Here is a 22,057-nt window from a genome sequence, read left to right as displayed (position 1 = left end):
GATACTGTCTTTTCGTATACAATATTATTTTCTACAAAAACAGCTGGTGACAGAAGTGCACAGTCTGGTATATAATATGGTGAAAAGACTGTAATGTGTAATAAAGGGGCGAGTTTTTTTGAAGATCAATGGCGCGCAAGCTGTAATAGAGAGTTTAAAAAATGAAAATGTAGATGTCGTGTTTGGCTATCCTGGTGGAGCTGTACTAACGTTGTATGATGCCTTGTATCAATCGAAATTTCCGCATGTTCTAACGAAGCATGAACAAGGGGCGGTACATGCTGCAGACGGATATGCACGTGTGACGGGCAAAGTTGGTGTATGTATTGCGACTTCAGGGCCTGGTGGCACAAATTTAGTCACGGGTATTGCAACTGCCAACATGGATTCGATTCCGCTGGTTTGTATTACAGGGCAAGTGGGCACAGGCTTAATTGGGAAAGATTCTTTTCAGGAGGCTGATATATGCGGAATTACGGCACCGATTACAAAGCATAATTACCTGGTAAAAAAGGTAGCGGATTTGCCGCGTGTTTTAAAAGAAGCTTTTCATATTGCGCGTTCCGGCAGACCAGGACCGGTACTGATTGATATAGCAAAAGATGTTTTTGCAGCAGAAGTTGCGTATCTGTATCCAGAAACGATTCACTTGAAAGGTTATGCAGGCGAAGTACAGGGATCAATGGAAGCCCTTGATGCGGTAATGGATGCTTTGCAGGCAGCAAAAAAACCGGTGCTCTTTATTGGTGGCGGAGCAATTTTGTCCGATACGGCGGAAAGTTTGCAAAGCATCATAGAAAAAACCGGTATTCCGGTCGTGTCTAGTTTAATGGGGCTCGGCTGCATACCGGCAACTTATGATGGAAATCTGGGCATGGTAGGTATGCATGGCAGTTATGCGGCAAATATGGCGGTGATGAGCTGTGATCTATTAATTGGTATTGGTGTCCGCTTTGATGATCGTGTAACGGGTGTGGTGGATCAATTTGCACCGAAGGCAAAAATTGTTCAGTTTGATATTGATGCAGCGGAATTTAACAAAAATGTTCGTGTAGACTATAAAGTGTTGGGCGATTTAAGATGGTCTGTACCAAAATTCGTTGATCAGCTCCTGCAAGTGCCGGTTGATTTTATCGGGCAATATAAAGGATGGCATGATGAAGTGATTCAAATGCATAAGGAAGTCCCACTCACCTATCATAAGGACGCGGGCTGTATTATGCCGCAGCAGGTGATTGAGGCAGTCAGCGCTTTAACAGATGATGATACCATCGTCGTGACAGATGTAGGGCAGCACCAAATGTGGGCCGCGCAGTTTTATCAATTCTCAAAACCGCGTTCATTCGTAACTTCCGGCGGACTGGGAACGATGGGCTATGGACTGCCGGCAGCGCTGGGGGCGAAGCTTGCTAAGCCGGAAAAAACAGTGGTTTTATTCAGTGGAGATGGCAGTATTATGATGAATTGTCAGGAGCTTTCCACGGCGGCTGATTATGGAATCGCAGTAAAAGTGATTGTGATGAACAATCATGTACTTGGCATGGTATCACAATGGCAGAGAATGTTTTATGGTAAGCGCTATAGTCATTCACAGTTACAGGGGAAAACGGATTATGTAAAATTAGCTGAAGCGATGGGGGTACGCGGGCTGCGTGTCCATCAACCGGAGAAGCTGGAAGACGTGTTAAAAGAAGCACTTTTGACGGAGGGACCTGTTCTGGTAGATGTTGCTTTGCCTGAGGCAGAGGATGTACTGCCGATGGTACCGGCTGGCGGGCGATTAGATCAGATGGTGATAGGGGCGGATAAGAAATGAAATATACGTTGGCAGTTTTAGTGGATAACAGACCGGGCGTGTTGACGCATGTAGCAGGATTGATCAGTCGTCGAGCTTTTAATATCGAAAGTATTGCAGCCGGGTATACGGAAGAGCCGGATATAACGCGCATTAATATCGTCGTATCTGTCGATCATGAGCTGGAATTAGAACAAGTGGTCAATCAATTGAATAAATTGATTGATGTAATAAAAATCGTGAATTTAACAAGGCTGGATTCTATTCAGCGGGAACTGGTGATGATCAAGGTAAAAGCCAATCCAAAAACGCGATCAGATATCATCAATGTTGTGGAGATTTTCAGAGCAAAAATTGTCGATGTGAATCGTGAAACGATGGTGATTGAACTCACGGGGGAACAGAGTAAAATCGATGCACTTTGTGAAGTCCTGGCGGATTATCAAATTATTGAAATTGCACGTACAGGGGCAATTGCCCTTTCAAGAGGACCGATTCCGGCAAAAAATATATAGAAATAGGAAAAGCATTTTGTTTACCCTTTTGGGCAAAGCAAAATGCTTTTTGTATGAGATTAACACTTTAGAGGAATTTTATAAACAAAAGAAAAATTTACTGGCTTGAAACGGTAAAATGTAGTAATATGTGTAATATTAATTTGTATAAAAGTTTAGGATGAGACTTAATTTGCGTGTGTGATATTAACGTTAAGACGGGATATAGATGGAGTGAAGAGATGAAATCAAAAGTTGTTGCGGATTTTATGGATATTGCAGAGTGGAAATTGACACCATATCAAATTCTTTCACTGGGATTTGCAGGGTTGATTTTATTTGGCACGTTTTTGCTGATGCTGCCGATTGCCAATGTGAAGGGTGAAACGATGTCCTTTGTCGATGCTTTGTTTATGTCAACTTCTGCTGTATGTGTTACAGGATTGAGTATTGTTGATACGGGGACGTACTTTTCTTTATTCGGACAGGTGGTGCTGATCCTTCTGGTACAGGCTGGCGGTTTTGGAATTATGACGATGGCAACGTTGATGGCAGTCATTATGCGGAAACGGTTATTGCTTAAAAACCGTTTGATTATGCAGGAAGCCTTAAATCAATTGACGATGGAAGGCATTGTACGGCTGACACTTTATATCATTAAGTTATCACTGTTTATCGAGTTTCTGGGCGGAACGATATTGGCAATAAAATTTTATCAAGAATTCGGGATGCAGGGTGTTTATTTTGGTTATTGGCATGCGATTTCCGCTTTTTGCAGTGCTGGTTTTGATATTGTTGGCGGGCATAACGGTAATATGTTTCGCTATGTAGATGATATTGTATTTAATTTGGTTGTCACATGCCTGATTATTCTTGGCGGATTAGGTTTTACTGTCATTGCCGATATTGCCGCAAACAGAACGTTTAAGCGTCTTTCCTTACATTCGAAGGTAGTCTTGTCAACGACAGCCTTTCTCATTGTTTTTGGGACCATCGGCATTTTTCTTTTAGAAAGTGCAAATTCTACGGTGTTTGCAAGCTTATCTTTACGAGGGAAAATCTTGGCAAGTTATTTTCAGACGGTTGCCTCTCAAACTGCTGGATTTAACACAGTCATGGTTGATGATTTAGCAAATGCAACCTTGCTGTTTATTTTAATTCTGATGTTTATTGGCGCATCGCCGGGTTCGACCGGCGGTGGGATTAAGACGACGACCTTTGCCGTGATTGTGGCTTCTATTTGGGGGTTGATTCGCGGTCGGAATGAAACGATCTTATTTTATCGTACGATTCATCCGATGATCGTTTATAAAGCATTTGCAATATTTTTTATCGCGGCGATGATGATTGTTACCATTACGATGCTGATTTGTATTGTTGAACCGTTTCCTTTTATTAAAATTTTATTTGAGGTCGTTTCAGCTTTTTGTACAGTGGGTTCGTCGACGGGAATTACGCCAGATTTGACTTCTTACAGTAAAGTTTGGCTTGTGATTGCGATGTTTATCGGTCGTGTTGGACCGGTTACACTGGCATTGGCATTGGCTTTAAGGAATAAAAATGCTGCGATTCAATATCCGGAAGGAAAGATTACAATCGGGTAAAATTAGAATTTAAAATGACCGATTACAAAAGTTTTATAACATAAAAGAAAATTGACGTTGGAGAGATTTTCTTTCATAAATATTGTACAATGGGAAAAAGAGTTAAATTTAGGAGTGGTTCTTGAATGGCAATTTTAGTATGTGGCGGTGCGGGATACATTGGTTCTCATATGGTGCATCAACTGATAGAACATAATGAACGTGTCGTAATTGTGGATAATTTACAGACCGGGCATCAAGAAGCGATACATCCAAAAGCAAAGTTTTATTTAGGGGATATTCGGGACTGTGCGGTTTTAGATAAAATTTTTACGGAAAATGAAATTGAGGCAGTCTTGCATTTTGCGGCGAATTCCTTGGTGGGCGAAAGCATGGTAAGTCCGCTGAAATATTTTCATAATAATGTGTATGGCATGCAGGTGCTGCTAGAGAGCATGGTAAAGCATGGCGTCAAGAAAATCGTATTTTCTTCTACCGCTGCTGTATACGGTGAACCTAAATCCGTGCCGATTCGAGAGGATGATGAGACAAGTCCTACGAATCCATATGGGGAAACGAAATTGGCAATGGAAAAGATGATGAAATGGGTAAGTGCTGCTAACGGCATACAGTATGTATCTTTACGTTATTTTAATGTTGCCGGGGCGTTAGAGGATGGCAGTATCGGCGAGGATCATACACCGGAAACGCATCTAATTCCGCTGATTTTACAGGTTCCGTTGAAAAAACGTCCTTATATTAGCATCTATGGTGATGACTATGCGACGCCGGATGGGACTTGCATTCGTGATTATATTCATGTCATTGATTTAGCGGCTGCACATATGCGTGCATTAGAATATCTGCGGGCGGGAAAGTCGAGTGATATTTTCAATCTTGGCAATGGTACGGGTTTTTCTGTCAAGGAAATGATTACGGCAGCAAAGGCAGCGACGCAGCAAGAGATTCAAGTTGTGGTGGGTGAACGAAGAGCCGGTGATCCGGCACAGTTGATTGCTTCCAGTGAAAAGGCGAAGAAGCTTCTTGGCTGGGAACCCACTTATGTAAAAGTGGAGGAAATTATAAAAACAGCTTGGACATGGCATAAGAATCATCCAAATGGATTTTTAAAATAAAGATAAAAAAGATGAAGAAATCGTAAGTTTTAGCTGATATAGCAGAAATATGTTGAAAAGTGGAGTAAAGAAGCGGGATACCATAGAAGTAGCGTATAAGTTGCTGTGTGTTATGATTTAGATGTTTTATTGCTCGATGTGAGGGAAATTTCACTTTGTGAAATTTCTCTTATTTTAGTATCTTTAAATAATCAGATATTCAATAGTAGTGATATTCGGAGGTTGTAATGGAAGCAACGGTTTTAAATTTGCGTTTATTTCAAGTCGGTTTGGTCTGTTTCATAGCTGGGAGTTTGCTTCCCGTGCTGTTCAATAGAAATCAAAAACTTGCCAGTACTTTTGCGAATGGTTGTTCGTTAGCTGGAGGCAGTTTGATTGCAATTCTTGCAGGGCGATTGCTGTTTTTTCATCAGGAGTTATCTGCTGTGGCTTGGCGGATTATGGGAGGTATTGTACTTAAGGTACAGTTTGATTCATTGGCAGCATTTTTTCTATTGATCATAGGTGTTATGTCGGCAATTTGTGCGTTATATGCGCAGGGGTATGCGACGAAGTATTATGAAAAGCGTGCAGCCGGTTATTTGGGTGCAGGGATGAATGTATTTATTTTATCTTTGGTTGGCGTTGTCGGTGTAGATACTTCGGTTACTTTTCTTATTTTCTGGGAGTTTATGGCGGTATCATCTTTTTTCTTGGTGATGTTCGAGCATGAAAAGCAAAAGGTTCGTTCAGGCGGTTATATGTATTTAATCATGACACATGTTTGTGGTGTGTGCTTGAGTTTTGCTTTTCTTATTCTATATTTATATACTGGTAGTTTAGAGTTTGCTGCTTATAAAAATATTGGACATGTTTTGCCCACACATATGCAAAGTATTGTGTTTTTTTGTTTCTTGATTGGGTTTGGCGCAAAAATGGGTCTATTCCCGATGAATGTTTGGCTGCCGCGCGCGTATCCGGTAGCACCTACGAGTGCAACGGCGCTGATGTCTTCGGCTATGATTAAAACAGCGGTGTATGCATTTTTGCGTGTTAGTTTTGATTTCTTTGGTACTGGGCCTGCTTGGTGGGGCATTACTGTTATGGCAGTCGGTGCACTTTCCGCAATGGTTGGGATTCTGCTTGGTGTGATACAAAATGATACGAAACGTTTTCTCGCCTATAGCAGTGTGGAGAATATGGGAATGATTTGTGTCGGAATTGGTGCGGGTTTGTATTTTCAAGCAACCGGACAAGGGGTTCTGGGTGCCTTGGCACTTACGGCAACGTTGTATCATGTGTTGAATCATTCTGTATTTAAAAGTTTAATGTTTATGGGTGCCGGGGCTGTATTAAAGGCTACCGGAACTTGTAATGTGGGACAACTCGGCGGTTTGATTCACCGAATGCCTTGGACGGCAGCGGCATTTCTTATTGGGGGCATGTCGCTTGCTTCATTGCCGCCGCTCGGTGGTTTCATGAGTGAATGGGCGCTCCTGCAAACAGTTTTGCATATGGCTTTTGACGGTGGCACAAGTATGGTGAAATTTTTTGCGGCGATGGTTGTCGCTGTTTTAGGGTTTAGCGGTGCGCTCTCGATGGTTGCTGTAGTGAAACATTTTGGTACGGCATTTCTGGCAAAACCACGCAGTCAAGTGGCACAGCAGGCTGCGGAAGTTAATATTAGTATGCGAATTGGGATGGGATTACTTGCAGTGTTGTCCTTGGTTTTGGGTCTCTTTCCAGGTGGGGCAATCACATTGATCCATGAGGTCACATTGCGTTATTTTACAGCGCAAATCAGTGGGAATTTGCTACTGGCGATTCCATTTGCTTCGCAGGATGTGCAGATGATATCCGTAGGTGTTATAGGCGTAATTTTTGCTCTTATTCTTTTAGGCGTATTGCTGTGGCTTCGGTTACGTTATGGTAAAAGCCGTTATGTGCTGGAAGATACTTGGACTTGTGGTTATCAGCATGCTGCGAAAATGGAGTACACGGCGACTTCTTATTCGCATCCGGTTTTAAGGATTTTTCATCAGGTTTTTGGTTTGTCACGGCAGGTGAAAATGGAAGAACAATATGCATATTATCCGAAAAAAATTCATCATGCGATTGATATCAATGCCAGAGTCGGTGATAAAGTATATAAACCGATGATTTGGATTATGGTGAAATTATTTAAACGGATCAGAATTATACAAAATGGAAATTTACAGGCGTATGTGTCTTATATGGTAGTGGCGTTAATTTTAACGTTGCTTTGGAGTAGGTGAGGATATGATAGAGCATTTTATGTTTGGTTTAGGACAGATTGTAGGTTTGCTAGTGTTAGCGCCCTTGGTGCAGGGCATCATAAAAAAAACGAAAGCACGCTTGCAAAATCGCATAGGCGCGGATATTGTGCAGCCGTATCGTGATATTTTTAAGTATTTAAAAAAAGATGCGGTACTTGCAAAAGATGCTTCATGGCTTACGCGGGCAACGCCGTATATTTGTTTTGCGGTGGTGCTTTGCGTGGGAGCCTTGATTCCAACCGTATGGATTGAAGCACCGCTCGCTTTTACAGGTGATATCATATTGATTGTGTATTTGTTTGCTGTTATGAGATTTTTCTTGGCGATTACAGCATTGGATGCAGGCAGTGCGTTTGGGGGAATGGGATCCAGCCGTGAGATGGTGATGGCCGCGATTTGTGAGCCGGCGCTTTTATTGGCAGTGATTGCCGTGCTTCTCAATGTTGGAACAACCAATGTCGGTGATGTGGTTCGAACGCTGATTCAATTGGATTGGGATTTATTTGACTATGGACATTGGCTTTCCTGTATTGCTTTTTTGATTGTGGTGATTGCAGAGACGGGGCGGATTCCTTATGACAATCCGGATACGCATTTAGAACTGACAATGCTGCATGAGGCGATGATGTTAGAGTATTCGGGACGGTATTGGGGTATTTTGCAATGGGCGGTTCTTGTAAAACAGACGATTTTATTTAGTATGTTTGTAAATTTATTTTTTCCTTGGGGCATTGCGGTTGATTTTGCACCTTCGTCACTTATTTTAGGATTGGGTTTTTATGTGCTAAAAATAATTGCTGTAGGAATATTACTTGCTTGTATTGAAACGATGTATGCAAAAATTCGTATTTTTAAGATACCGAAGTTATTGGCTTCTTCAATGGCATTGTCAATTTTGGCGATCGTTTTACAAATCGCAAAATAGGAGGATCAGAATGGAGAGTTTGGTTACAGCAGTATTGCTGCTGAGTACTTTATTACTTTTTAGAACGAAAAAAACGATGGATGCTGTGATCATTGTTGCTGTGCAATCGACGGGATTGGCGGTGATTGCTCTGTTGATGTGGCAGAAAACGGGGATGGTGCATTTATTGATTGCGGCGGTTATGACGATGGTTGTTAAGGCGCTGATCATTCCTTATATTTTGTTTTATACAGTGAAAAAAACAAGGGCGAAACGAAATGTTGAAAGAACGATGGGGCAGTTTGGATCTTTATTGATTGCCCTGGTACTTGTTGTCACAGGACAGTATGTGGCCTCACATTTAAGTTTGCCGGGAGCAGAGCATGGTATGCGGTATTTAGGGGCAGCAATTATTTTGGTGTTTTTAGGTACGTTTACGATTATTAATAATAAACAGATTCTCATGCAGGGGATTGGTGTTATTGTGATTGAAAATGGCTTGTTTTTAGTCACGCAGTCTATTAGTTATGGAATGCCACTGGCGGTTGAACTGGGAATTTTCTTTGATTTGTTTGTGGCAGTTGTTATTATCGCGAGTTTGTCGTTTAGGATTCATTCGGTTTTCCATAGTTTAAATACAGAAAAAATGCAAGATTTAAGGGGATAGATATGTTAGTTTTAGGATTGCTTGCCCTGCCGTTACTGACAGGTGTGTGTGCAGGTCTGTTATGTAAACATAAATTTGCTGATCTTTTGCAGGTGATTGGATCTTTGGTTACCCTTTGCATTTCTGTGAAGATTGCTTGGCAAGTATATGCAGGACAGGTTTTGCAAAGTTTTGGTTGGTTTTATGTCGATGCGTTAGGCGCTTTTCATATTGTATTAATTGCAGCAGTTGGATTTGCAGCATCGCTTTATTCTGTGGGGTATATGCGTTATGAAGTGAAAGAAGGACTGATTTCCAGAAATCAGCTTGGGCGATATTATTTCTTTTTCCATTTTTTCATTTTGACGATGTTGTTTGTCAGCTCGGTAGATAATTTAGGCTTGTTATGGGTCGGAATTGAGCTTACAACTTTAGTTTCGGCGATGTTGGTTGCCTTTTATGGTACAAGGCATGCCTTGGAAGCTGCTTGGAAATATTTGATTATGGGCGTAGTCGGGATTGCATTTGCTTTACTTGGCATTGTGTTTTTATATCTATCAGGTTTGAATAGTATTGGTGAACACTCCACTTCGGCACTGCAATGGACACAGCTCTTTCGATTAGCAGAGGGGCTAAATCCTCGCTGGGTTGAAATCGGCTTTATTTTCATCTTAATTGGTTTTGGGACGAAAGCAGGAATCGCACCGATGCATTTTTGGCTTCCGGATGCGCATAGTCAAGCACCTGCGCCGGTAAGTGCAGTATTATCCGGTGTTTTATTAAATACAGCGTTGTATGGATTGTTTCGTGTTTATGCAATTGCAAATGTTACCCTGCAGGGCAGTGCCGGTGATTATCTCATTGCTTTTGGCTTGTTTTCGATTGGTGTGACGGTACCGTTTATTATGGTGCAGCATGATTTAAAACGTATGCTGGCATTTTCTAGTGTCGAACATATGGGAATTATAACACTTGCAGTAGGGCTTGGAGGAACAATCGGTCTTTACGGTGCTTTTTTGCATATGATGAATCACTCTATGACGAAGTCCGTATTGTTTTTTTCTGCCGGAAATATCGCACAGAAATATCATTCTAAGTATATGGATCGTATTACAGGGGTAGTGAAGGTGATGCCGTTTACAGGTGGCGTCTTTTTGCTCGCCGGTTTAGCGATAGCAGGTGCACCGCCATTTAGTATTTTTCTCAGTGAGTTTACGATTATGATCGCAGGTGTCCTCGCCGGTAAGATTTGGGCTTCCTGTATTTTTGCGCTGTTGATCGTTTTAATTTTTGCGGGCATGAGTTATTATGTGGTAAAAATGAGTTTTGGCGAACTGCCGGCTCGTATAGGTAAAAAAAGGACAGACTGGTGGATGCGCATAGCGATGCTTCTTCCCTTGTCATTGGTTATACTGTTTGGTTTGTATGTACCGGAGTTTATTGAACGCGCAGTGTATATGGCAGCGGCTGTTTTGCAAGGAGGGGTGAAGTAATTGGATGCGAAGAGAAGAGCGATAAAAAAATTGTTGCAGCATTTAGGCGGCGCTGTTTTACAGGTGCAGGAGAAGGAACGAGAAACGAGTATTAGGCTGGATAAAAAAGACCTGCCGGAGGCTTGTTTATATATTTGTCAGGAAAAGCAATGGAGATTGTTTACGATGGTGGGCAATGATGAGCGGCAAATCAATGGGTATTTTGCACTTTATTATGTGTTTGCCGTGGATGCATTTGATCATTTCATATCGATTAAAATTTATATAACTGAAGATGATCCTACGTTTCCATCACTTGCTGCGTATTTACCGGTATTGAACTGGTATGAACGTGAGGTCAATGATTTGTTTGGGCTTCGTGCAATCGGTCATCCGAATCGTAGTCCATTAATTTTTCATGGAAATTGGCCGGAAGATGTGTATCCGCTTCGCAAGGATTATGTGGAGTCTAAATTTGTTCCAAGTGAACAAGAAAGCGAGGCGTTTACGCAGTATGTTGGCGAGGATGTAACTGAAATTCCCGTAGGGCCGATTCATGCGGGCATTATCGAACCCGGTCATTTTCGTTTTGGGGCAGTTGGTGACACGGTGCTGCACTTAGATGCTCGTCTTTTTTATACGCATCGCGGAATCGAAAAACAGTTGGAAGGCAAAACCTTTACGCAAGCGATGTTTTTAATTGAACGTGTTTGCTGCGTTTGTAATGTTTCTCATGCAGTAGCTTTTGCGCAAGCGGTAGAACGTGCTGCGCAGATGAAAATTCCTGTAAGAGCAAGGTATATCAGAACGTTATATTTAGAGCTGGAACGTTTATATAATCATGTGGGTGATGTTGGCAATATCTGTGCGGGGTATGGATTTGCAATTGGCAAGAGTCAAGGTGCGCGTATGCGAGAACTGTTGCTGCACTTAAATGAAGAATTGACGGGGCATCGCTATTTGCGTGGTATGATTGTCCCTGGCGGAGTAAAACAAGATCTTAGAAAAGACGAAATGGATAGGATTGCGCAGGCGATGAATACGCTCGATCCTGATTTTCAAGATTTGGCGGATATTTTACTCAATCATGAAATCGCCGTGGATCGGATGGAAACTACAGGGCGATTAAACTTGAAACAAGTCACGGATTTAGGGGCTGTTGGCGTTGCGGCACGTGCGTCGGGGCGCGATATAGATTGTCGTCGCGATTTACCTTATGCGGCGTATGATCAACTGGATTTTGCTGTGGTGTTACAGAAAGAAGGCGATGTACTGGACAGAATTAAAGTTCGGATTCTAGAGGTATTTAATTCGATCTTACTGATCCGGCAAATTTTGCAGGCATTGCCCGAAGGTGATATTTTTCAGGAAATTCCGGCAATCCCAGCGTATGAGACCAGCTTTGGCTGGACAGAATCTGCACGCGGAGAAAATTGTCACTGGCTTATGGTAGATGAGAAGCAAAAAATCTACCGATATCGCATCCGCTCTGCTTCGTACAGCAATTGGCCAGTTGTGCCGATCGCGGTACCGGGCAATATTGTGGCAGATTTTCCGCTCATCAATAAAAGTTTTGAACTGTGCTATTCTTGTTGTGATCGATAGAGATAGGTGAAAGAGGCGAATACAATGTTTGATATGTTTAGAAAGGTTTGGAAAATCGGAACGGTTACACAAAAGCAGCCGTTTGATTCTGCGCCGAAAAAATATAGAGGAAAACTCGTGCTTACAGCCGTACCGAATACCGATTGGGAGGCATGTATCGCCGCGTGTCCGACGGGGGCACTTTATAAGCAGGGTGATAAAATCTGCTTGTTTCATGGCAATTGTATTATGTGTGGTCAGTGTGTAAAGGTTTGTCAGACGGATGCGATTGTGCAAACAACAGATTGTTATTTGGCGGCAAGGTCAACAACAGATTTATTGGTCTCTGTGGATAAAGATCCAGTGCAATAGGAAGGAGATAGCAAAGTGAATGAAGAAGAATTAGGAAATGACTTAAAGAAACGGATTCAAGAAGTTTTAAATGGGTCACTTCATATTCGGCACGTTGATACGGGATCTTGCAATGGGTGCGATTTTGAAATGTCAACTTTGTCGAATCCAATTTATGATATAAGCCGTTTTGGTGTTAGTTTTGTTCCTTCACCACGTCAAGCGGATCTGTTGATGGTAACTGGCGGTGTAACACGTAATCTTGAAAAAGCATTGAAGAGAACTTATGAAGCAGTACCGAATCCGAAAATGGTACTGGCAGTTGGCGCATGTGCTTGTGGCGGCGGCGTTTTTGGTGAAACGTATGCCAATGCGGGCGGTGTGGATCAATTTGTGCCGGTGTATGCTTATGTTCCGGGGTGTCCGCCAAGACCGCAGGCATTGATACAAGGAATTCTACTTGCGCTTGGTCAATATGAAAAAATTCTTAAACGGGGTGAATAGAGTGAATTTAGAATTACAACAGTTTAAAGCAGAATTTTTCAAGGCTTTGGCGCATCCACTTCGAATTCGTATTTTGGAACTGTTGGCGCAAGGGGATAAGAATGTAAATGAGCTGCAATCCTTGCTGGGCAGTGAAGGTAGCGCGGTTTCACAGCAATTGGCGATATTGCGCAATAAAAATATTGTGCACGGGACAAAAGATGGAAACAAAGTGACCTATTCCTTACGTGATCCGATGATTCTCGAATTGCTTGAAGTTGCTAAGCAGATTTTTAACAATCATCTGGTGGATACAATTTCTATGTTGGATCGATTTAAGGAAGAAGAATAATCATTGGTGGGAAAGTTTTACTTTCTGATGGTTTTATCAGGATAAAAGCAGTCTTTTTTGCATTTGCAGAGTTTTGATATGGTAAGGTCTTTATGAAATTGCGGATTTATTCGATATATAGAATGATAGTAAAATCTATGGTGTATTTTATTGCGGCATACGATGTGATTGTGTATTAGATAAAATAAGCGGATAGCGTATATGCAAGATAAGGGGATGAATACGATGGCAGTGGGATTTACTTATTCAGTAGAAAGAGATTGTCCAATTTGCGGAGAGAAGATGCAGGTAACAAAAACACGGTCGCGCTTGATTAAGGTCAAACAAGACAGTGATTTTTGTGTGCATTATAAAGATTTTAATCCATATTATTATGATATTTGGGTGTGTTCAAATTGTGGATATGCTTCGGATGAAAAGCATTTTAATACATTACGGGAAAAAGAAAAAGTTAAAATTAGTGAATTTCTAAAGGATCGCAAGGTAAAAATTCAATATAGTGAAGTTCGAACACGTGAAGAAGCGGTCAATGCTTTTAAACTAGCGATTTATTTCGCGGATCTGATTGAGGCACCGTCGAGCAGGATGGCAGGATTGTATTTAAAACTGAGCTGGTTGTATCGTGAAGCCGGCGAAGAGGAAAAAGAACAGGAAGTTTTAAAGAGAGCATTAGAAGCGTATGATAAGGCTTTGACTACAGAACGTTTTCCGATCGGCAGCATGACGGATACGATGGTCACGTATTTAATTGGTGAACTTTATAGACGAACCGGGAATAAGGAAAAGGCAGTGCAATATTTGAGCCGGGTCATTGGTGATCAACGTTCACGGATGGAGCCAGCAATTTATAATTTGGCACGTGATTTATGGCAGGATATGCGTAAAGAAGAGGAAGCAGAATAAAATAACTGTAAAATAAGGAAATGGAATTTACCTCACAGTTGATGTATAATTGATTAACATATAGATGTTAATAGAAGTATTACTTAGGAGGCTGTGAGTATGATAGATATGCCGATTGATATACCAAGTCAGATGCTTGGTGATATCGATGTGCGTGCAGTGAGCGGCCGAGTTGAAGACTTTACACCTGTGATTCAGGTTGTACGTGAGACTTGGGATACGCAGACATTTGAACAATTGAGAGATGGAAGAGTATCAGTTCCTGATGATGTAGTGAATGAATCTATCGCAAAAGGAATTGAAAATAATACAGGCATTCAGGCTCTTAACATAACCTCTGTCGGTGAGGGCAAACTGAAATTATCCGCAGAAACGAAGAAATTTGGCAGAGTTGTATTATTATGCCGCATAGATCAATTTGTGCATAATAAAGAGACTTCTACATTAAAATTTAAGGTGTTAGAAAAAGACCTGCCGGATCATGGAACGATGTCCTGGATTTTTTCGCGCATTAGTTTGTCTATGGCAGAAAAACTCGTTGGCAAGGTGGATCTAGGGTCGACGATAAAAACTAAAATTTCCGGAAATACAGTTACGGTTGATTTTCAGCAGGCTGTGAAGGAGTCGGCTGCCGGTCAAACGAGCTTTTTTGGTTATGCACTGAGTGATGTAATCGTGGTTGAAGAAGCGATTCCAAAAGATGGGTATATAGAATTTAAAACTTCTCTAGATGTACCTGATACAGTTAAAAATATGTTGCTTAATATTCTTAAATGAGGAAGGGAGCGCTAGTTGGTGGATAGAAAACTAAGGATTTTATTTAGTGTTTGTTTGTTGATGGTTTTTATGTCTGTACCTGCGTTTGCAGGGATACGGCCGCAGGTTATTTTCATCCCGCATGATGATCGGCCGATATCGTTTGAGCAAACGATTGATACGATAAAAAAACTTGACTATGATGTTCTTGTGCCGCCTAAGGAATTATTGGGGAATAGAACATCACTAGGAATGTCTGAAGAACTATGGCAGTGGTTATTTGAAAATGCAAAGCAATCGGATGCGGTGGTTTTATCTTCAGATTCTTTGTTGTATGGAAGTTTAGTCGCTTCACGAAAACATACGCTGGATCTTGATACGGTTGTAGATCGTGTGGGACGATTTGAAAAATTGCATGCGGATAATCCACGTTTAAAAATCTACGCTTTTGGATCGATTATGCGTTCACCGCGAAGTAGTTCCGGTGGTGAGGAACCTGGTTATTACGCAAAGTATGGACCGGATATTTTTACATTAACTTCGTTGCAAGACAAAGCGGAAAGCGATAAGCTGACAAGGTCAGAAAAGAAACAAGTTGAGAAATTGAAAAAGATGATACCGGAAGCGGCAATGGAAGACTGGATGGAAAGACGCGGTAAGAATTTCACTGCGAATGAAAAATTAGTTGAACTTGCCAAGAAAGATGTGTTTGCATATTTGGCTTTAGGTCGTGATGATAATGCGCCTTATTCGCAGACACATAAAGAGAGCCGGCTGCTGAGCGAGCAAGCTGGGGATTTGGGTGTCTCGAAGTTCCAGACGTTAGCTGGGATTGATGAAATGGGTATGGTGATGTTAACCAGAGCGATTAATGATATGAGCTGGCATATTCCGCTGGTTGCTGTGCATTACGCAGATGGTGTGGGTGCAGACACTGTACCTACTTATTCTGACGAAGCAATTGGAAAGTCAATTCGGTCTCATTTATTTGCTGCCGGAGCGGTTCCCGTGGCTACAAGCAAACGAGCTGATTTGATTTTGATGGTAAATACAGCACAGGATGGCAGCACCTCAGAAGCAAATTATCCTGATAATACAGCAAGTTTACGTTCGAATACGAAAAAATTTGTAAAACAGGTGAAAGCGTATTTGGATGCCGGATATCCGGTTGCTGTTGCTGATATTTCTTTTGCCAATGGTGCAGATAATGCCTTACTGGCAGCGCTTGAGCAAGAAGGTTTGCTGAGTAAATTATCATCGTATTCCGGATGGAATACAGCCAACAACAGTGCTGGTTTTGCAATTGGGCAAGGGATCTTAGCGGATAAAATGAAAGTGGAAGATAAGAATCAATTGCTTAGTGTTCGTTTTATGGACGATTGGGCGTATCAAGCGAATATCAGACAAACGCTTGCTGCCCAGCTACAAGGCATGCAAGGGGGCACATACAGCCAGCTTGATGCGGTAAAACCTGCAATCGTAAAATCGGCAAATGAAAAAATGAATGCATTTGCTGCGCAGCATTTAGAGGAGTTCACGGTGAAGAAAGTCGATGTTGATTTTCCTTGGAATAGAATGTTTGAAGCAAGTGTGAAAATAGAAGAATAACCAAAAAAGGTCTGTCGTATTAAGATTTTGATTGATAAAATCTTTAAGGCGACAGACCTTTTGTTCCATATGCTGTAAAGAAGAAGCATAGAGGGCTATTTCTATGTCGAAAAAGATCAATTTTTATCGAATAAAATTCTTTAACATAGGAAGTTGCGAGCGAAAATATGTTATAATATAAGTCGCAATGCATAAAGATCATTGGTTTGGTTAGAGAATTTGAGGTGGAAGAGGTTTGATCGTTAGTTTAAGTTTGGCGGCATATGTTGTGATTGCCGGAGTTTTATATTATAGAGAAAGAAAAGATATGGCAGTGTTAGAGCATTACCTAAACTCTCAGGTGCCAGTGAATGATAGAATGCTAAAAGTTGCATTTTTAATTATGTTTTTCAGTTTACCGGTTTTGCAGGCAGTAAGCTGGGTGCAGGGCTTATTCGGGAATAAAAATGAAGTTGAAAAGTATGAAGATGATCCAGATATGCGTGCATTCATCGAGGAATATTATCCAGAAAAGATGTATGAGGTAGAACGCGCAACGATTGTGTTGGATTCTTTAATTGAAATCGAAGGATTTATGGAGCAGTTAAATTGCATTTTTGACAAGGCGCTTGATCCCTTAGAACAGGAGCGCGTTTTAGATACAGCACGCAATGCTGAAAAAGATATAGAGAAAAATTGTCAAGCGAATGTGACCTATGAAGGAACAAAAGTTCCGCTGATTTTTAAAATATCGAGAAATGATGATGAAGATCAGAATTTTAAAATTGATATTTTTACGCGAAGTTTTGTTATGGACAAGATTGATACAGTCATGAACGATTATATCGCTGGATTAGAGCAATCGAAGTCGGTTGAATAAAAAGATGCTGCTGCACTGGAAATCCGTGCAGCAGCATCTTTTATTCATGTAGATTTTTCGTTGGGGTGATAGGGAAAACATCTTTTTTGAAATCTACTTTATTTAGTAATTTAGTGAGTGCTTCGCGCGTAAGTGCAGGGAGCGTGCCAGCTAGAGAGTAGTCATCTGTATAGGATTTTTGTGATTTTATGTTCAACAATTCATTCTTTCTTTTGTCGTAACCAATGAGATGAAGTGTAACATTGCTGTCTAAAAGAGTGTCCTCTAGATGCGGATATTGACGCTCGTAGAGCGATGTTATGCAAATGCCGACTACTAAATCGGCAGATAATTCATCGGCGGCTGTTTTCAGGCGACTGCTATCGAAAGTTTTAAGCTTTTTGTCGGATAGTTCCGGTAGAACCTTTAAAATTTCCTCTTGCGGAATGTATTCGTAGATATTTAATATAGCATTTAAGGGAATATGAAGTTTATCTTCGAGTTCAGCTTTAATATAAGATTCAATTTCAGGTTGGACATTGCCAGTTTGATTAATCACTGGGAGTATGGCAATACGTTTTGGTTGTTTTTCAGCAGCAAAGCAGGTCGTTGTGAAAAGAACAAGCAAAGAAAAAATTATGTAAGTAACAAAGCTCTTTCTAAACATAAAATCATCTCCTTGATGAATGGTTTTTATTTATAGTATAACAGAAAATCCATGATATGCAGTAGAGATCTACTGCTATACCATGGATTTTTATTTATGCTGTATTGTTCCCGGTTTATTTCAATTTAGTGATTGAAATATCCCCAAAGGTTTTTCCCCAATCCGCAGAAAAATCATCAATTGCTTTTTGAATTGACGGCATTTTAAAGGCATCGATCAGAAGGGAAGGTGGAATTGTGACTGTTTGGGCACCATATTCAAAGGCTGCGTTGACTTGATGCATATTTTTAAAGCTGGCTGCTACAATTTTTGCAGGGTAATGATATTGCTCAATCATTTTTGCAAACGTTTGAATGACTTCATATGCATTAATATCTAGATTTTGCATGCGGTTTACATAAGGAGCAATAAAATCTGCCCCAGCCTCTAGGGCTAATAAACCTTGCATTTTTGTATAAATTGCAGTTGCCGTAATATGAACACCGTCTGCTTTTAAAAGACGCATTGCTTTTAAACCTTGTGGTGTGACAGGAATTTTGATGAAGATTTGGTCATCAATTTTACTGAGAAGCGTATTTGCTTCGGCAATGATATCTTCAGCGTTTTCGGCTAAAATCTGGATGTGTAGTGTTTTATCAAAGCCGATGATTTGACGAATTTCTTTGAAATGTTGAAAAAATTCGATTTTACCTTCTAATTTTACAATGCTAGGGTTACTGGTAATCCCGGTGATAGGAAAAATTTCGCTGTATTTTCTTATGTCCTCAAGGTTCGCTGTGTCAAATAAATATTCCATGATTCAATCTCTCCTTTATTATCTGATAATATAACCAGTTTTGCTAGTTCTGATTTATGATTCAACAGGGACAAGCTGTACATTGACTTTTTTGTCTTGAAGATAGGTCAATGCTTTTTGCGGAATGTCACTGTCGGTAAACACATAGTCTACTTTTGCAGCTTCGAATTGCGCGACTACACCTTGCTGCATAAACTTTGCGGATTCAGTGAGGATAATAATTTTGTTCGCTCGCTCTGCCATCGCTTTTATTGTTTCTACACGCATATAATTGTTACCGGTAAAGCCGAATTTTGGATTGAAGCCATCCGTACCAACAAAAATTTTGTCTACGTAAAAATTCTCAATGCATTGCTTTGTAATAGGGCCTACCATAACTTGTGATTCATTTTGGTATTCTCCGCCCAACAAAATAATTTTTACAAATGGAATCTTACGGATGTAAGCGGCGATAAAAGCGGAATTTGTAATAATGGTGATATCGCGTTTTTGTTTTGCGATTTCTTCGGCCAAGAGTGCGCAAGATGCACCAGATTCTATCATAACCGTTTCTCCGTCGTTGACGAGCAATGCGGCTTTGACGGCAATTTCGTGTTTAAGATTATAATTGAAAGCTAGGTGATGATTGATGTCATCACTGGCAACCATCACTGCAAAGCCATGTTCACGTTTTAAAAGCCCTTTTTCTTCTAAGGCAATTAAATCTTTACGAATGGTAACTTGTGAAACCTGTAGTGCGTCAGAAAGTTTTGCAACCTCAATTTTTCTATTTGTATTTACGAGATTGAGTATTTTGTTATGTCTCTCTATCATCATGATCATCCTTGCATAATTATTTTTATGCCTATTATAACATAATCATATTTTAAAACAAAACGAATAACTTTCGAATGAATTTATGATGTGTTTCATTTACAATATATATTATAAAATGAATTATGAAAAAGTCAATAAAAAGTTTCATTCGAAAGTTTATTATATATGAATGAATTAAAAATATTTACGAATTTGGGTTTCATATGAGCTATAGAAATGGAGAATGCGTTGGACAAAAAAATATTCCTTGCTAAGCAAGGAATATTTATGTAAAGATCTTAAATCGTTGCATGAAGAAGATCTTAAAGTATATTAGAATGCATTTTTATAAAAATTTTTCCGTGTTATTTTTAATTTGAGAGATAGATTTAGTCTTCTAAATACGCAGAAACAATTTCACCATAATAAAGCGTATGCCAATCTTTATCAGCGTACCATTTATCAGCAGCAGCTTTTTGCAAATGATCATCACTCATGACTTGTTTATAAACAACTTTACATTCAAAGTGTAATCCGGCACCTTTGATCGCAGGGGTGGAAATTTTTTGACCTGCTAATTTTTCGAGCTTGGCAACGGCAAATTTATCTGTATCCCGACCGGATTTTGATCCGCAGATGCCGAGCGCAGATTTCATATCGTTTAGTGGAATGCTTACCGTAAATTCGGGATTTTTTTCAAGCAGTTCGAAGGTATGACGAGATTTTCTTACCATAACTGTAAAAATTGGTTTTCCCCACATAAAGCCAATCGAACCCCAAGCAATTGTCATCGTGTTATCTATACCTTCAGCGGTCGTATTTAAAAATGCGCCTTTGCTTAGAATTTCAACTGCTTTTGTAGCGTAGTCAGCATAATGAATATCTTTCATTTGTTAAAGCCTCCTAAAAATAAATTTCGTATTTATTATACTCCATTTTATTACGTTATGCATAGCGTATTCTTTCAATGGTACCAGGATGGAAAATGAAACATATTATGTAACATAGATGTTTCATGGAGGTGAAAAAAGTGCAAGAATTTGAGCGTGCTGAAATTGTTGAAGTTGTAAGTTCTACGGTTGGTAAATGTATGAATAATTGGATCCTCTGGGGTGCGGTTATTATTTTGGCGTTTGTTCTGCTGATGGGCAGTACGTTTTCGTTTTGGCTAGGTCTCCTTGTAGGTTTGGCAATCCCATATTATATTATTCCAAATTATTTTTGTGAGATAGATGAGGTTGATGAATAGAAAAAAGCTTATCGCTTTTGCGATAAGCTTTTTCTTTACATCATGGTTGACTCAAGCGTTATTTCGTTGAAATTCGGCCATGAAATCAGCGAGTTTTTGACAGCCTTCTTTTGGCATTGCATTGTAGATGGAAGCTCGAAGTCCGCCAACGGAACGGTGTCCTTTCAAGCCGCCGAGTCCTGCCGCCGATGCTTCAGCAATGAATTGTTTTTCTAAAGCTTCATTTGGTAAGCGGAAGGTTACATTCATATTAGAGCGACTGTCTTTTTGTGCATGTCCGCGGTAAAAGCCATTGCTGTGATCTATTGCATCATAGACAAGCGTAGCTTTTTCTTTATTGCGTTTTTCCATTGCAGTAAGACCGCCGTTATGCTTAATCCAGTCTAAAACTTTACTCACGATGTAAATACTGAAAGCTGGCGGCGTATTGTAAAGAGAATTATTGTTTGCATACGTATCATAGCGAAGCATGGTCGACAAGTGATCTGGCAGATTTTCCAGCATGGATTTGCGGATAACGACAAGTGTTACACCAGCTGGGCCGAGATTTTTTTGAACACCTGCGTAGATCATGGAAAACTTTGAGAAATCTATTGGCCTGGAAAGTATATCAGAAGACATATCGGCAATGAGCGGCACATCATTTGTTTCTGGAATGTAGTTCCATTCAGTACCGAAGATTGTATTGTTATAGCAAATATGAAGGTAGGCTGCGTTTTCACTAAGTTTGATATCTTCTGCTTTCGGAATATAGGCGAAATTAGCTGATTCACTTGTTGCAGCTACATGCGTGGCGCCAATGATTTTACCTTCTTTTAGAGCCTTTTTGGCAAAGGAACCCGTTACTACATAATTGCCGATTTTTCCGCTCTTTAAGAAATTCATCGGAACCATATTAAACTGCATACTAGCGCCGCCTTGGATGAAAAGAACTTCATAATCGTCGCCTAATCCCATAAGTTCTTTTACCGTAGCAACAGCGTTATTGTGTACGTTTTCATAAGGTTTTGAACGATGGCTGATTTCCAAAATTGACATACCCGTATTGTCAAAGTTTAAGAATTCCGCTTGCGCTTCTTTTAATACATCAAGTGGTAATACAGCAGGTCCTGCATTGAAGTTAAAAATACGATTTTCCAAAATCATAGCCTCCTAAAATTTCCGTAATGGATATAAAAGTTTTTTACTGGATCATGTACACTGTAATTGTGTTATATTCTAACGCTGAATTTTGTCAAACGTCAAGGAAAATTTTAAAAATGTTTTTTTGTAAAATACACTTGACGTTTGAAGATGGATAAAATATAATCTATTACAGTAACATGACAAATGATAAATTGACCTGTAAAGAGGTCGAAGTAAATGTGAT

At 40.2% G+C, this 22,057-nt stretch carries 22 protein-coding genes and 1 other annotated feature (1 of these 23 only partly in view); of the genes, 17 read left to right on the top strand and 5 right to left on the bottom strand.

Annotated elements, in window-relative coordinates; translation table 11 throughout:
* Positions 1-118 precede the first annotated feature (118 nt).
* The 16 genes from ilvB to BN6559_RS08685 all read left to right on the top strand — a co-directional run bounded on the left by ilvB (position 119) and on the right by BN6559_RS08685 (position 17,202).
* On the top strand, positions 119-1,816 hold the full coding sequence (gene ilvB, locus BN6559_RS08760; RefSeq protein ID WP_110954363.1) for a biosynthetic-type acetolactate synthase large subunit: 1,698 nt from the start codon (positions 119-121) through the stop codon (positions 1,814-1,816).
* Complete coding sequence (gene ilvN, locus BN6559_RS08755; RefSeq protein WP_110954362.1) at positions 1,813-2,310, top strand: acetolactate synthase small subunit; 498 nt, start codon at positions 1,813-1,815, stop codon at positions 2,308-2,310. Before ilvB ends, ilvN begins: the two co-directional genes overlap by 4 nt.
* A 221-nt stretch (positions 2,311-2,531) precedes the next feature.
* Positions 2,532-3,893, top strand: coding sequence for a TrkH family potassium uptake protein (locus BN6559_RS08750; protein ID WP_199883868.1), 1,362 nt, complete (start codon positions 2,532-2,534; stop codon positions 3,891-3,893).
* A 125-nt stretch (positions 3,894-4,018) separates the two neighbouring features.
* A complete protein-coding gene (gene galE / locus BN6559_RS08745; RefSeq protein ID WP_110954361.1) occupies positions 4,019-5,008 on the top strand; it encodes a UDP-glucose 4-epimerase GalE in 990 nt (329 codons plus the stop codon).
* Between the two features lie 227 nt (positions 5,009-5,235).
* Positions 5,236-7,263, top strand: coding sequence for a proton-conducting transporter transmembrane domain-containing protein (locus tag BN6559_RS08740; protein ID WP_110954360.1), 2,028 nt, complete (start codon positions 5,236-5,238; stop codon positions 7,261-7,263).
* A gap of 4 nt (positions 7,264-7,267) precedes the next feature.
* Positions 7,268-8,209, top strand: coding sequence for a respiratory chain complex I subunit 1 family protein (locus tag BN6559_RS08735; protein ID WP_110954359.1), 942 nt, complete (start codon positions 7,268-7,270; stop codon positions 8,207-8,209).
* Between the two features lie 10 nt (positions 8,210-8,219).
* A complete protein-coding gene (locus tag BN6559_RS08730) occupies positions 8,220-8,855 on the top strand; it encodes a hydrogenase (RefSeq protein ID WP_110954358.1) in 636 nt (211 codons plus the stop codon).
* A 2-nt stretch (positions 8,856-8,857) separates the two neighbouring features.
* The gene (locus BN6559_RS08725; RefSeq protein ID WP_110954357.1) at positions 8,858-10,327 is read left to right on the top strand and encodes a hydrogenase 4 subunit F; all 1,470 of its coding nucleotides are present in this window, start codon (positions 8,858-8,860) and stop codon (positions 10,325-10,327) included.
* Positions 10,328-11,911, top strand: a complete 1,584-nt coding sequence (locus BN6559_RS08720; RefSeq protein WP_110954356.1) for a hydrogenase large subunit — start codon at positions 10,328-10,330, stop codon at positions 11,909-11,911.
* A gap of 24 nt (positions 11,912-11,935) precedes the next feature.
* Complete coding sequence (locus BN6559_RS08715; protein WP_110954355.1) at positions 11,936-12,262, top strand: 4Fe-4S binding protein; 327 nt, start codon at positions 11,936-11,938, stop codon at positions 12,260-12,262.
* Positions 12,263-12,277: 15 nt separating this feature from the next.
* Positions 12,278-12,745, top strand: coding sequence for an NADH-quinone oxidoreductase subunit B family protein (locus BN6559_RS08710; protein ID WP_110954354.1), 468 nt, complete (start codon positions 12,278-12,280; stop codon positions 12,743-12,745).
* A 1-nt stretch (position 12,746) separates the two neighbouring features.
* Positions 12,747-13,076, top strand: coding sequence for an ArsR/SmtB family transcription factor (locus BN6559_RS08705; RefSeq protein ID WP_110954353.1), 330 nt, complete (start codon positions 12,747-12,749; stop codon positions 13,074-13,076).
* Between the two features lie 225 nt (positions 13,077-13,301).
* The gene (locus BN6559_RS08700; protein WP_110954352.1) at positions 13,302-13,979 is read left to right on the top strand and encodes a DUF2225 domain-containing protein; all 678 of its coding nucleotides are present in this window, start codon (positions 13,302-13,304) and stop codon (positions 13,977-13,979) included.
* 99 nt (positions 13,980-14,078) lie between these two features.
* Entirely contained in the window at positions 14,079-14,756 is a 678-nt protein-coding gene (locus tag BN6559_RS08695) for a hypothetical protein (RefSeq protein ID WP_199883867.1), read from the top strand.
* 18 nt (positions 14,757-14,774) lie between these two features.
* Positions 14,775-16,343, top strand: coding sequence for a DUF4127 family protein (locus tag BN6559_RS08690; RefSeq protein WP_199883866.1), 1,569 nt, complete (start codon positions 14,775-14,777; stop codon positions 16,341-16,343).
* Between the two features lie 235 nt (positions 16,344-16,578).
* On the top strand, positions 16,579-17,202 hold the full coding sequence (locus BN6559_RS08685; RefSeq protein ID WP_110954351.1) for a hypothetical protein: 624 nt from the start codon (positions 16,579-16,581) through the stop codon (positions 17,200-17,202).
* Between the two features lie 40 nt (positions 17,203-17,242).
* Here BN6559_RS08685 and BN6559_RS08680 read toward each other — a convergent pair whose 3' ends face one another.
* The 4 genes from BN6559_RS08680 to BN6559_RS08665 form a co-directional block, all read right to left on the bottom strand.
* Positions 17,243-17,848 carry a hypothetical protein gene (locus BN6559_RS08680; RefSeq protein WP_110954350.1) on the bottom strand — a complete coding sequence of 202 codons (606 nt, stop codon included), beginning with the start codon at positions 17,846-17,848 and terminating at the stop codon, positions 17,243-17,245.
* Between the two features lie 115 nt (positions 17,849-17,963).
* The gene (locus BN6559_RS08675; protein ID WP_110954349.1) at positions 17,964-18,644 is read right to left on the bottom strand and encodes a fructose-6-phosphate aldolase; all 681 of its coding nucleotides are present in this window, start codon (positions 18,642-18,644) and stop codon (positions 17,964-17,966) included.
* Between the two features lie 54 nt (positions 18,645-18,698).
* Complete coding sequence (locus BN6559_RS08670) at positions 18,699-19,460, bottom strand: DeoR/GlpR family DNA-binding transcription regulator (protein WP_234407819.1); 762 nt, start codon at positions 19,458-19,460, stop codon at positions 18,699-18,701.
* A 368-nt stretch (positions 19,461-19,828) separates the two neighbouring features.
* Positions 19,829-20,329 carry a flavin reductase family protein gene (locus tag BN6559_RS08665; RefSeq protein WP_110954347.1) on the bottom strand — a complete coding sequence of 167 codons (501 nt, stop codon included), beginning with the start codon at positions 20,327-20,329 and terminating at the stop codon, positions 19,829-19,831.
* A 140-nt stretch (positions 20,330-20,469) separates the two neighbouring features.
* On the opposite strand from BN6559_RS08665, the gene BN6559_RS08660 reads away from it, so the two are divergent.
* Entirely contained in the window at positions 20,470-20,688 is a 219-nt protein-coding gene (locus BN6559_RS08660) for a hypothetical protein (protein WP_110954346.1), read from the top strand.
* Positions 20,689-20,739: 51 nt separating this feature from the next.
* Here BN6559_RS08660 and serC read toward each other — a convergent pair whose 3' ends face one another.
* Positions 20,740-21,828, bottom strand: a complete 1,089-nt coding sequence (gene serC, locus BN6559_RS08655; RefSeq protein ID WP_456060588.1) for a 3-phosphoserine/phosphohydroxythreonine transaminase — start codon at positions 21,826-21,828, stop codon at positions 20,740-20,742.
* 218 nt (positions 21,829-22,046) lie between these two features.
* Positions 22,047-22,057 (top strand) — a binding site (T-box leader) (it continues 191 nt past the right edge of the window).

Source organism: Massilibacillus massiliensis (assembly GCF_900086705.1).
GTDB classification, from domain to species: domain Bacteria; phylum Bacillota; class Negativicutes; order FLKF01; family FLKF01; genus Massilibacillus; species Massilibacillus massiliensis.
The sequence above is the reverse complement of the archived record's forward strand: the minus strand, read 5'-3'. Positions and strand labels throughout refer to the sequence as shown.

What these genes read in the sequence shown, in the direction of transcription:
- ilvN (WP_110954362.1), top strand. Translation starts at nt 1,813, where the DNA reads ATGAAATATACGTTGGCAGTTTTAGTGGATAACAGACCGGGCGTGTTG.
- BN6559_RS08750 (WP_199883868.1), top strand. Translation starts at nt 2,532, where the DNA reads ATGAAATCAAAAGTTGTTGCGGATTTTATGGATATTGCAGAGTGGAAA.
- galE (WP_110954361.1), top strand. Translation starts at nt 4,019, where the DNA reads ATGGCAATTTTAGTATGTGGCGGTGCGGGATACATTGGTTCTCATATG.
- BN6559_RS08740 (WP_110954360.1), top strand. Translation starts at nt 5,236, where the DNA reads ATGGAAGCAACGGTTTTAAATTTGCGTTTATTTCAAGTCGGTTTGGTC.
- BN6559_RS08735 (WP_110954359.1), top strand. Translation starts at nt 7,268, where the DNA reads ATGATAGAGCATTTTATGTTTGGTTTAGGACAGATTGTAGGTTTGCTA.
- BN6559_RS08730 (WP_110954358.1), top strand. Translation starts at nt 8,220, where the DNA reads ATGGAGAGTTTGGTTACAGCAGTATTGCTGCTGAGTACTTTATTACTT.
- BN6559_RS08725 (WP_110954357.1), top strand. Translation starts at nt 8,858, where the DNA reads ATGTTAGTTTTAGGATTGCTTGCCCTGCCGTTACTGACAGGTGTGTGT.
- BN6559_RS08715 (WP_110954355.1), top strand. Translation starts at nt 11,936, where the DNA reads ATGTTTGATATGTTTAGAAAGGTTTGGAAAATCGGAACGGTTACACAA.
- BN6559_RS08700 (WP_110954352.1), top strand. Translation starts at nt 13,302, where the DNA reads ATGGCAGTGGGATTTACTTATTCAGTAGAAAGAGATTGTCCAATTTGC.
- BN6559_RS08695 (WP_199883867.1), top strand. Translation starts at nt 14,079, where the DNA reads ATGATAGATATGCCGATTGATATACCAAGTCAGATGCTTGGTGATATC.
- BN6559_RS08680 (WP_110954350.1), bottom strand. Translation starts at nt 17,848, where the DNA reads ATGTTTAGAAAGAGCTTTGTTACTTACATAATTTTTTCTTTGCTTGTT.
- BN6559_RS08675 (WP_110954349.1), bottom strand. Translation starts at nt 18,644, where the DNA reads ATGGAATATTTATTTGACACAGCGAACCTTGAGGACATAAGAAAATAC.
- BN6559_RS08670 (WP_234407819.1), bottom strand. Translation starts at nt 19,460, where the DNA reads ATGATGATAGAGAGACATAACAAAATACTCAATCTCGTAAATACAAAT.
- BN6559_RS08665 (WP_110954347.1), bottom strand. Translation starts at nt 20,329, where the DNA reads ATGAAAGATATTCATTATGCTGACTACGCTACAAAAGCAGTTGAAATT.